Raw genomic sequence first — 11,440 nt, forward strand, 5'->3', positions numbered from 1 at the left:
TTATTATCCCGCTGGTTCAACGCTCTTCCTGACTGGAAAACTAGAGAAGGTCATCGAGGAGCATGGCGGGACGATGATCAATAAATCTGAAGTAGTGGCATTTGATACTGCTCAGGGAACTATAACCGGGGTGAATCTTGCTGATGGAAGAGCATTAACAGCTGATCAGATTATCTATAGTGGAACTGTATGGAATTTATATGGAAAGTTATTACCTGCAGAAGCCACGACTGAAAAAAGAAGAACGTGGGCAGAAAAACAGGTGCCTACCTACCCAAGTGTTGCCTTATATCTTTTGGTAGATAAAGAGGCCATTGATGACGGGACCATTGCTGTAGAGATGCTGATCGGGAACATTGATGCGTTGGATGAAGCGGAAGTGACTGTCTATATTCCGAGTGTGGATGACAAGACCATCTGCCCGGAGGATGCACACGTGGTGATGGCAATCGGCCCATCGTTTGCCGATTGGTCTCCCCTTGATGAAGACTCCTATAAGCAACGGAAAGAAGAGGAGATCAACCGTCTGCTCACCGTCCTGGAAAAGCGTTGGCCAGAGATCAGGAATCATGTAAGGCATGTTGAACTTGCCACACCCAAGACAATCGAGCGGTACACCATGAAAAATGGAGGCGCGGTAGCTGGTCCAAAGCAGATGCTGGGAAATCACATGTTCAAGCGACTCCATATACAAACAGAGTTCTCAAATCTCTTTTGCTGTGGTGAGTCCACAGTCATGGGAACCGGAACACCGACTGTAACAACCAGTGGTATTGCTGCAGCAAATGCTGTACTGAAGCAACGCTCTCTTGAACCTTTCATTTACGATAACACACAGAAAGAGTATGTGCGACTCATCGACCCTCCCTTTACGAGGGACCTGCTTTTTGCAGAAGATAGCCTAGAGCTCCGAAAAATCCGGCTTGCTGCCAGGCGTTGTCTCTATTGCGAGCATCCAACTTGCTCTGAGGGTACAGACTTGGATGTACCAGGGATCATGCGAAGGGTGACAGTGGGAAACTACAAGGGTGCAAAGAGACTGCTAAAATCAGCAACAATGGACACCTATAAGGTTCTTGAGTCTTCCTGTATCAGGGAAGAGGCTGTAGAGATTGAGAGGGTGTGCTCATATTTGAAAACGATTAATTAGAGAGATTAGTTAAATATCCACCTGTAGTATGAAACTTTACCCCATTTTTCAGTGCTTGCTGTACCATTCTCTGCAAGCTGGTGGTTGCCTTGAAAGAAAGAACATCATCTTCAACCATTCCAAAGCCGAAGACCCGTTCATAGATCTGAGGCACGTCATGCATTACCGGAAATTTTTTAAAGCGATGCATGAAGTCCCTCGTGTTGCTCTCTTGGCTGGTTACTAAATCCAAGGCAGGGTCTAGGAGCCAAGAGGAACAAACAATAAAAGAAATTAATGGAAAATATGTGTTCGCCATAGCTAGTGATTCGTCAATAGATGACGGGGTGAGAGGACTGCCGGAGGGTATGTGTAGATGTAGTACTATTGTCTCACTATCCACAATGAGGCGGTAATCTTGCAGATTCAGTTGCGTAGTTTGTATTTCGATTCTGCCCTGCACAGGATCCACTAGATGACCAGAGAAGTGATTTGCATCCTTGAGTAGTGTGGTCTGAAACGCTGCATTTTGATCCTCTGTAAGATACCCATCCTCATCACAGGAGAGGCCTCCACCCGCAACGATAATCATCGTATCATCTTTTGAGTCTTGGAAGATCTGATAGGGATAACCAAATGCCTTAGGCTCAAACTGCAACCGGCCAAGGTGGAGGATAATTGCACAGAGATGCCTGCTGATCCAGAATACTCGGTCTAATCCAATAGCTCCATTATGTTGGGATGCGTACTGGTCCACCCAGAGGCGTACATCACGCAAGGTTGTATCCCTGACAGCATCGTCTATTCCAGCATCAGCATACACTGATTTGACTACATCCTCTACCTCAAGGATGAGTGCAAGAGGATAGAGTGCGCCAAAGCTCTGGAGTGCATCGTTTAAGATTGTTGCAGTCTTGCTGGTATCCCTGTTTGAAATAGAGGCAGTGAGATCGGCGACCCGTTGTGTATGGTCACTGCCGAAATTTGTTGATCGCAGAAAATCATCAATAGCCTGAAGCTGGTGTGTGCCTAACCCAAATACATTGCTGTCCATGAGTTGAGCTTGCCTTAGGATGGGAGTAGGGTCAAGTGATAATTTGATAAAGGGATTCTTGACTAAAAAAAATAAAAAATTTTCTTCCAGTGTGACAGTATATGACACACACAGCATGTGATACTGCTAATGAGTTAAGCGATTGCTCAATACTATGATTTCTACTGGAATATTTTGGGCATATAGTAGTCGTATCTGTAATGGATACGTGGATTGAAACCTGCCCATCGTCCTGTTATCGCCTGATTGCTTAAAGTGCTAGTGGGAGAAATCTTGAATTGGTGTCCTCCCTTCATTGTATATGTGGTGGAGTGTTAGAAATAATCTACGCAATATTTGCGTAGATTGCTCTACGCAAATGGAAAGAGAGAACTAATGGATATGGGTTACCATAGCTATTAGTGATTAAACTGGTAAACCAGTACTTTGAGTGGTATAATTTGGCTCATAAACAAAGAAGCTTGCTGTAAAGCAAGCTCCATGTACGCACATCGCGTGGTCCCGAAGGACGGTTTGAATAAATTTTTATTTGAACACTAGGTGTTGAGTAAAGTCTTACACCAATAAAGAGGAGATGTCAAGATGAATACAGCTGTCAGCAAAGATTCCAATCAATCGGAATACTACCTTGGACTTGATATTGGAACAGCCTCTGTAGGCTGGGCCGTAACAAATGCAGAATATGAGCTGGTTAAAAAACATCGGAAACATCTCTGGGGAGTAAGGCTCTTTGATACTGCAGATACTGCTGCTGAGAGACGGCTTCACCGTGCTGCACGTCGTAGACACCAGAGAAGGCTGCAACGACAAAGACTTTTGAAAGAAATTTTCCAAGATAAAATTGATGAAGTAGACCCTCATTTTTTCGAACGATTGAAAGAAAGCTCGTATCATACCGAAGACAGAAGTGGGCATTTTCTATCTATACTCTTTAATGATGAGTCATTCAAAGATACAGACTATTTTGCAAAGTTCCCAACTATCTTTCATCTGAGGAGTCATCTTATTCATCACCCTGAAGAGAAACCAGATATTAGGATTCTCTATCTTGCAATCCATAGCATACTGAAGCATAGGGGGCATTTTTTATTCCCAGGGGAGTCATTGGAAAGTGTTTCGTCTTTCAATCTTCTGTTCGATGCATTGTTGAAGAATGTAGAAGACTCACTCCAATGCGTTCTCCATGTCTCTTGTTCTCCTGAAAGCGTAGGGTCAATTCTGAAGAAGAAAAGGAGAACAGATAAAAAGAATGAGCTAATGAAGGTACTCACACTCACCCGTACAACAGAGGAAGAGATAGAAGAAACACCAAAGAAGCTTATAGCAGAGTTGATAAAAGCGCTCTCAGGGACTCCGTTCTTACTCTCCTCGCTCTTTGAAAACGAAAGTTATAAAGAGAGCGAACTGGATAGAATCGAATTTGATAAAGAAGGTTTTGAAGACAAGAAAGAATCCATTGAGGTATTGCTTGAGCCAGAGGAATATGCACTGATTGAGACGCTTGAAGGAATATATAACTGGACACTCCTGTCAGATATCTTGAATGGAGAGAAGTTTATCAGTGATGCAAAAGTATCCAGCTATGCAGAACATAAGAATGATTTGAAACAATTGAAACTATTGGTAAAGAAGTATGCAGGCAGTGCATACTACAAGGCTTTCAAGGATCCTTCTATACAGAATAACTACGCTCATTATATTGGAACAGGAAATAAAGCTGGAAAGAAGGTTCAGGTTGATCTTAAAGGAAAATGTTTGCAAGAGGACGTGAATAAGTATTTATACAATCTCCTTAAGCCTTATCAGAATGATGAAGATAGCATTTTGGGTAGTATGCTGGAAAAGCTTGAGCAGAAGAGTGCTCTTCCAAAACAGCGAGTAAGAGATAACAGGGTGATACCCCACCAACTACATCTGAAAGAGCTTCAGGTCATACTTGATAATGCTCAGCACTATTTTCCTTTCCTCGCTATACCTGATGCTGATGGGTATACTCCACATCAAAAAATTGTGAGCATGCTGACATTCCGTATTCCATACTATGTAGGACCTCTCAATACTTCCCATATGGAAAAAGGAGGAAACGAAGGTTTCTGCTGGATGGTACGACAACAGGGGAAGGAAGATGTTCCAATCTTCCCTTGGAACTGGTATGAAGTGGTTGATAAAAATGCCTCAGCTGAGAAATTTATCACAAGGATGACCAATTCCTGTACCTACCTGTTTAACGAGGAGGTATTGCCTAAATACTCTCTCCTCTACAACCGCTATATGGTTCTGAATGAATTGAATAATCTCAAGATAAATGGAGAGCCAATATCAGTTGATCTAAAGCAGAAACTTTATGATGAGTTGTTCCTCAAATCTGGGAAGAAAAATATTACCCTAAAGATGCTTCAGAAATTCTTAGTGGTTAACAACATTGTAAATAAGGGAGATGTAGCAACGATTGAGGGGATTGATAACGGGTTTGCAAATTCTCTGAAGAGCTACATTGACTTTGCTCCATACCTTGAAGCAAGGATTCTTTCTGAAGATGAAATTGAAAAGATTATTGAGTGGAAGGCCTACTATGTTGATGATGCAACAATTCTAAAGGAGAAAATAGCACAAGAGCTTCATGAGAAGCTTACATCAGAACAAATTGATGATATTACCAAACTCGTTAGGAATTATAAGGGGTGGGGTCGTTTATCACGAGCTTTTCTTGAAGATATCTATCATGTAGATCGTGCAACCGGTGAAGGCTACTCAATCATTCATATGATGTGGGAAACGAATGAGAATCTCATGGAGCTGCTGAGCAGTAAATACGACTATTTGGATGAGATTCAGAGAATCAATAATGAAACACTCATCAATACGAAGTTTTCCTACGAATCATTGGTCAAACCGCTTTCTGTCTCCCCTCCAGTCAAGCGACAGATCTGGCAAACGCTTCTCGTTGTACATGAACTGAAAAAAGTAATGGGAAAAGCACCTAAGAGAGTGTTTGTAGAGATGGCTCGTGAAGAACGTGAGAAAAAACGAACCACAAGCCGGAAGGAGAGCCTTCGTATACTCTATGATCGTTGCAAGAATGATATTACTTTTAATAACGCACTACTGGAAAGCCTTGAAACAAAGACCGATGCTGAGTTAAGGAATGACAGACTCTATTTTTATTACACGCAGATGGGCCGTTGTCCTTATTGTGGGGGTAAAATCGAACTCGATCAGATGAATAATACTCAGCTGTATGATATTGATCATATCTACCCTCAGTCGCTTATTAAAGACGACTCATTGAATAATAGGGTACTTGCCCATAAGACATGTAACGGTGAGAAGGGCAATAGCTATCCAATTAGTTCTCATTGGCAAAATACGATGATTGGATTTTGGAACGTGCTGCTAGACCGTAGTCTTATTTCCAAGGAGAAATATGCTCGGCTCACCCGGACAACCCCTCTAAATGAAGAAGAACTTTTTGCTTTTATCAATAGACAATTGGTGGAAACAAGGCAGAGTACCAAGGTTGTTGCGAGTATCTTGAAGAACCTATTCCAGGATGAGAAGACTGAGATTGTGTATGTGAAAGCCAGGAACGTCTCAAGTTTCAGAGCTGACTTTGAAATTAAGAAATCAAGACTGGTAAATGATCATCACCATGCACATGATGCTTATCTGAATATTGTCGTTGGGAATGCTTTTCATACCAAGTTCACTGCTGATGCCCGAAACTTTATCAAGGAGTTGAGAAGAGGGGATCAGTTTTACAATGCCAGTAATATTTTCTCACGCTCTATTCAACGTAACGGTAGATTGGCCTGGATTGCTGATGAAAGGTATGAAGCCAATAGAGGTAAATCAAAAAGTGAGAAGCAAGAAACCGGAACGATTGTTACGGTAAGAAGAACATTGCAAAATCATCAGGTTTTGGTGACAAGGCAGGCAGTGGAGGTCTCAGGAGCTCTATTCAAGCTACAGCCACTAAAGAAGAAAAAAAATCTGCTTCCATTGAAAGGTTCGAGTCAGATCCTACTAGATACTACTAAGTATGGAGGATACAACGCACCTGCGACCGCCTACTTTGCATTAGTTGAGCATGAGAAAAAGGGGAAGCCAGTGAGGCAATTAGTTCCTGTACCCATCCTTTATGCTGAACAGTTCAAACAGGATGCTAATGCTTTTGCGAAATACTGTGTGGAAGAATTAAATCTTCATAACCCTATAGTCTTGGAATCTAGATTACTCAAAAACCAATTAGTCACTATTCGCAATTTCCATATGAGTTTGAGCGGGTCTACGGAACCTAAGGTTCTTGCAAATAGTGCAGTCCAATTAGTATTGAATGAGGAGAAATATGACTATGTTGCCCAGATAGATAAATACCTTTCTCTATTGAAGAAGGTGAAGGATACCGAAGTAGAAGAGAATGCTGAGATTCTTGCCGAGAGTCTTCATATTAGCAAACAGGACAATCTCTCACTGTATGAACAACTGTTAGCCAAGGAACGAGATTCTATCTATAGGTATCGTCCAGCGAATCAGGCAAAATTCTTGGAAGAGAAAAAATCTACATTTGAGTCTTTGGAAATTAAGGCACAGTGTGAAGTGCTGGTTCAAATAATTAATCTCTTTACATGCACCCCGGAAAGTGCAAATTTAACGAAACTAGGAGGAGGAGCTAGTTCTGGTATTGTAAAATTCCAGTCTCAGATTACCGATAGAGAAGCTAAGTTGATTCATCAATCTCCGACGGGTATTTTTACTAAAACAAGACGCATATATGAGTTATGAGTTGGCGAATCGTTGTTGTTTCAAAACGGGCTAAGCTTGAATACAAAATGAACTATCTCGTAGTTAGAGATACTGAGATGCTCCGAATTCATTTAAGTGAAATCCACACGTTGATGATAGAGTCGACAGCAGTATCTCTGACTGCGATGTTGGTTGCACAGTTACAGGAACGCAAGATTAATATTATCTTCTGTGACAATCATCGTAATCCATTGAGTAATGTTCTTCCTTTGTATGGTTGTCATAATGTGACAGAAAAGGTGAAAAGTCAGATTGCTTGGAAGAAAGAGATCAAAGACCAGGTATGGACACGAATCATTCACGAGAAAATTACAAATCAAGCAAATGTATTAAAACAGACACGACCTGACTTGGCTGAGAAGCTTATAGGTTATACAAACTCAATAACCACTGGAGATAGGACAAACCGTGAAGCGCATGCAGCAAAAGTATATTTTAATGCAATCTTTGGTAATGAATTCTCTAGGAATAAGGATTCGCCGATTAACGCTGCCTTGAATTATGGGTATACAATTCTTTTATCTGCGATCAACAGGGAAATCGTTATCAATGGATATCTTACCCAGCTCGGAATATTTCATGATAATGCTTTTAATCAGTTCAATCTTTCAAGTGACCTTATTGAGCCATTACGATCGCTTATTGACAAGGAGGTTGTGTCGTGGGGATCCATTGAAGAATTCACAAGTATTCAAAAAATGCGTCTTGTGGATGTTCTGAATTGTAAGGTGCATATAGGTGATAAGCAAATTCAATTTGTGAATGCGCTGGGAACCTATTGTCGTAGTGTTTTGGAAGCATTAAGTGAACAGAACCTCGATTTGATTCAGTGTATGGAATATGAATAGGCATCGGTTTATGAGAGTGATTGTAATGTTTGACCTCCCTGTTTTAACACGGCTACAACGGAAAGCTTATCGGAAGTTTCGAAAATGGCTGATTGGTACTGGTTTTGTCATGTTGCAGGAATCAATCTATTCAAAGCTAGTATTGAATCCAACTGCAGCGCAATTCTTGAAGGCCCAAATACGTAGTCAAGAAGTCAAGGAGGGCATCGTTCAGGTTATGGTGATTAGTGAAAAGCAATATGAGAACATTGAGTTCATCGTAGGGCAAGTCCAGTCTGATACTCTTTCAGACATGAGGAGGTTGGTGATCTTATGAAACTCATCCATAACCAAATAGAGACACAAATATACTTCGATTGTGAAACGTTTTATACGCTCGTTGTTGAATCTCCTATTGTCATGAACAGGCTAGTATCTGATCTGAAATCACAAATTCGGGGTGAAGATGGTGGGTTTGTATTATCAGAGAATAATCTTAAAGACATAGATATTGCGTTTGCATGTGAGCTGATTATTGATCCGTTTGTGTGTGCTGATGATAATAAAAAGTTCGCTACAAAATTATTGCAATACTTAAAAATGGTAGCCAACCAGGAAGACTTCTTCGAACGAACAGCTCAGATTAAATCTGCATTATTCCAGTACGCTTTGATAATTATGCAAGATACTGATGAATCGCTCATCTATAAGGATGAGATAGATACCGGTACATTGCTGAAAGTTTTCAGTTTTATGTTCGATTTTAGTGATCCCAGTCCAATAGAAAATCTTGTAACGTATGTAAAAGTTGCAAACAAGTACTTGGCAAAAAGCCTTTTTGTTTTTGTGAATGCAAAAAGCTTTTTTACGAATGAGGAGCTCAATTACCTCGTTAATACTGTACAAGGAATGAAATGTAATATTCTATTTTTAGAGAGTATTTACCGTAAACCCTTTGATAATAAAGAAAAATATAGTATAATAGATGTAGATCAATGTGAAATTTTCTAGAGAAGGAAAGATTAAAAATGCTCAGACTAAAACAGCCAACGTATGTTTACATAAATCAGACTTCTGTTGTAAAACATCAAAATACGCGTGTTGTTGAGGTTTGAGATAGGTGTTATCTCGTAGGGTTACTGACCGGGAATCCTTGGTTTCGAGCGTCTTGATGGGTTTGAGATAGGTGTTATCTCGTAGGGTTACTGACCTATAGTTGATAAGGCGGCTGAGCGTTGCTGGTTTGAGATAGGTGTTATCTCGTAGGGTTACTGACCGCAGTCTGGAATGCAACAGCAGAGTATTACGTTTGAGATAGGTGTTATCTCGTAGGGTTACTGACCCCTTCCATGCGTGCGATGTCGGCCACGGTTGTTTGAGATAGGTGTTATCTCGTAGGGTTACTGACCTCAAAGATAAACACCTTGTCTACCGTATCCGTTTGAGATAGGTGTTATCTCGTAGGGTTACTGACTGCGAGCGTGATGATGCAATGAAGGAATCAGGTTTGAGATAGGTGTTATCTCGTAGGGTTACTGACCACGGTTCTCCAAGCCACCTCGTCTCTCTGGGTTTGAGATAGGTGTTATCTCGTAGGGTTACTGACCTGGAAAAGGTGGCGTTGCTAGGCTCTTATAGTTTGAGATAGGTGTTATCTCGTAGGGTTACTGACCTTTCCTGTTACAGCAGGGTCAACGGCAATGGTTTGAGATAGGTGTTATCTCGTAGGGTTACTGACCGATACAAAGGATCCTTCAATCAGTCTTGACGTTTGAGATAGGTGTTATCTCGTAGGGTTACTGACCGCTCAGGGATATCGGTGACCGTGAGGGAGAGTTTGAGATAGGTGTTATCTCATAGGGTTACTGACCCCGGTTGTTCGGCCCATCCCCCCCCCCGGTAGGGTTTGAGATAGGTGTTATCTAAGAAAAGGTCTCTCTGAAGCAATATTGCTATTTACTGTATAGTAATATTTGATTTATTAAAATTCTATAAATCTTACTCTATAAGACCCATCACGGGTGCGTGGATTGTTTGAGGTAGGTGTGTGCAACAAAGCCGGTTTTATCTTGTGGAAGAGAAAATCCGGCTTTGTTGTTTTGTATCTAATGTATTGTTTTGCCGAAAGCGGGCAATTTTTTTTTATCCAGTAACGAATTAAAATTAAAAATCATATAAATTGACCAAATTTGGAGCAACTTCGACTCATCCATTTTTTCGGTGAGTTCAGATTTACACTGCACACTGTACGTTTTTATGTACACTGTCCTCGTTACCTCCAATCATGTAAGAGGGCTTGTCTGTACCTACACTTTACGTGGAGGATACAGTGAGTACCGTTGTTGACGACAGGCTTGGAAAGACAATCTATGCAGATAATATAAAGCTGATTAATGGCAAGGTTCAGAAGAGACCGATAGACTCTTTGAACAAGGCCGGACTCAAGCTGCTGTCTGTAGACAAGTCTGCTCTCTACGAAAAGCTCAAGGATATGGGAGTGGACAACATCATCACTCCCATTGAGAAACGCTCCCTTGAAAGGGAATGGGACAACCTCACCTCCTCCAAAAACTTCACCCTACAGAAAGTCACAGAGTATGGCATTGGTGAATCCGATGTGGTAGCCGCTGTCCTTACCGCTTATGACGAACTGGAGAACTATCTCAATATCGTACTCGATCCCACACAGATGTCGGAGAACACTGATATCACAGGGATGGAGAATATCACTACGCTCTTTGAAACCTATTACACAGCAAAGGCAACCCTTGATGAAACCCTGTTTAGACTGGAGACAGGAATGCTCAACGGTATGGACTACCGTACCAAATTTAATGTGAGCGTGCTTAGCTCCACAGGCATTACTGTTCCCCTTGATGGCTCACCCTCCACCTTGCGAGTGGTCTTGTACCAAGAAGGCGTTGAGGTCACTGATGAATATCTGGAGACAGACTTCACTTGGAGCAGGGTATCAGAGGACAGGGTAGCTGATGGTACGTGGAGAGGCGACAACTCAATCATAGGCAAGTCAATCATTGTAAACATAGACGACCTTGTATATGGTGCGGCTTCTTTCATGTGTACCTTCAAGCACCTCTACAGTGACACCATGTACTTCTCAAAGTACGGAATCGCTTCCCTCTCCAAGGAAGTACCAGGTAAGGACGGTGAAGATTCGGTATCAGTCCAGATATTCTCAAGCAACGGAAATCTCTTCAGGGATGGTCAGGCGTATACAACCATGTCTGCAACCGTATGGAAAGGGGATGAGGATATTACAAGCCAATTGGACGCTTCTCTGTTCAGTTGGGAACGCACCAGCGGTGATGTTGTAGCAGATACAGCATGGAATACATCAAGCAAAGCAATCGGCAAGAAGATCATTGAGATTACACCGCAGGACGTGGTGGGAAGGTCTGTCTTTGCCTGTCACGTAGATATATAGGAGAGAAAGGAAATGGCAAAAGCCTCAGCATCGTACACGATCATGGACTACACCGATGGAGTCACCCTCCTCGGAAGCATTGAATCAAACCATCCTCGTACCACACTGTACGATACCACCACACAGACCCATAACCCATCTTGGGCTGATACCTCACTCACGCTCACCCCAAAGCTTCACAA

General features: G+C 41.7%; 7 protein-coding genes and 1 CRISPR repeat array. Of the genes, 6 read left to right on the forward strand and 1 reads right to left on the reverse strand.

All coding sequences use genetic code 11. The features are described 5' to 3' along the window. A partial coding sequence (locus JF818_RS11685; protein WP_198892182.1) for an FAD-dependent oxidoreductase occupies window positions 1-1,150 on the forward strand: 1,150 nt, incomplete at its 5' end. Here the strand turns inward: JF818_RS11685 and JF818_RS11690 are convergent. Next, window positions 1,143-2,183: an acyltransferase domain-containing protein gene (locus tag JF818_RS11690; protein WP_198892183.1), complete on the reverse strand. Its 1,041-nt coding sequence runs from the start codon at window positions 2,181-2,183 to the stop codon at window positions 1,143-1,145. The genes JF818_RS11685 and JF818_RS11690 overlap by 8 nt on opposite strands. 582 nt (window positions 2,184-2,765) lie before the next feature. Here JF818_RS11690 and cas9 point away from each other — a divergent pair. The 5 genes from cas9 to JF818_RS11715 all read left to right on the forward strand — a co-directional run bounded on the left by cas9 (window position 2,766) and on the right by JF818_RS11715 (window position 11,258). After that, window positions 2,766-6,965 carry a type II CRISPR RNA-guided endonuclease Cas9 gene (cas9, locus tag JF818_RS11695; protein ID WP_198892184.1) on the forward strand — a complete coding sequence of 1,400 codons (4,200 nt, stop codon included), beginning with the start codon at window positions 2,766-2,768 and terminating at the stop codon, window positions 6,963-6,965. Then, window positions 6,962-7,834, forward strand: a complete 873-nt coding sequence (cas1, locus tag JF818_RS11700; RefSeq protein WP_198892185.1) for a type II CRISPR-associated endonuclease Cas1 — start codon at window positions 6,962-6,964, stop codon at window positions 7,832-7,834. Before cas9 ends, cas1 begins: the two co-directional genes overlap by 4 nt. A 10-nt stretch (window positions 7,835-7,844) precedes the next feature. After that, complete coding sequence (gene cas2, locus JF818_RS16695; RefSeq protein ID WP_198892186.1) at window positions 7,845-8,150, forward strand: CRISPR-associated endonuclease Cas2; 306 nt, start codon at window positions 7,845-7,847, stop codon at window positions 8,148-8,150. Beyond that, window positions 8,147-8,824: a type II-A CRISPR-associated protein Csn2 gene (gene csn2 / locus JF818_RS11710; protein WP_198892187.1), complete on the forward strand. Its 678-nt coding sequence runs from the start codon at window positions 8,147-8,149 to the stop codon at window positions 8,822-8,824. Before cas2 ends, csn2 begins: the two co-directional genes overlap by 4 nt. Before the next feature lie 98 nt (window positions 8,825-8,922). Then, window positions 8,923-9,753: a CRISPR direct-repeat array (repeat unit 36 nt; unit sequence GTTTGAGATAGGTGTTATCTCGTAGGGTTACTGACC). A gap of 389 nt (window positions 9,754-10,142) precedes the next feature. Beyond that, on the forward strand, window positions 10,143-11,258 hold the full coding sequence (locus JF818_RS11715; protein ID WP_198892188.1) for a hypothetical protein: 1,116 nt from the start codon (window positions 10,143-10,145) through the stop codon (window positions 11,256-11,258). Window positions 11,259-11,440 lie beyond the last annotated feature (182 nt).

Source organism: Sphaerochaeta sp. S2, from assembly GCF_016406725.1.
In the GTDB taxonomy this organism is placed as follows: domain Bacteria; phylum Spirochaetota; class Spirochaetia; order Sphaerochaetales; family Sphaerochaetaceae; genus Sphaerochaeta.

Bases quoted from the DNA above. Each gene is read 5' to 3' on its own strand.
- cas9 (WP_198892184.1), top strand. From the start codon at position 2,766: ATGAATACAGCTGTCAGCAAAGATTCCAATCAATCGGAATACTACCTT.
- JF818_RS11690 (WP_198892183.1), bottom strand. From the start codon at position 2,183: ATGGACAGCAATGTATTTGGGTTAGGCACACACCAGCTTCAGGCTATT.
- cas2 (WP_198892186.1), top strand. From the start codon at position 7,845: ATGAGAGTGATTGTAATGTTTGACCTCCCTGTTTTAACACGGCTACAA.
- csn2 (WP_198892187.1), top strand. From the start codon at position 8,147: ATGAAACTCATCCATAACCAAATAGAGACACAAATATACTTCGATTGT.
- cas1 (WP_198892185.1), top strand. From the start codon at position 6,962: ATGAGTTGGCGAATCGTTGTTGTTTCAAAACGGGCTAAGCTTGAATAC.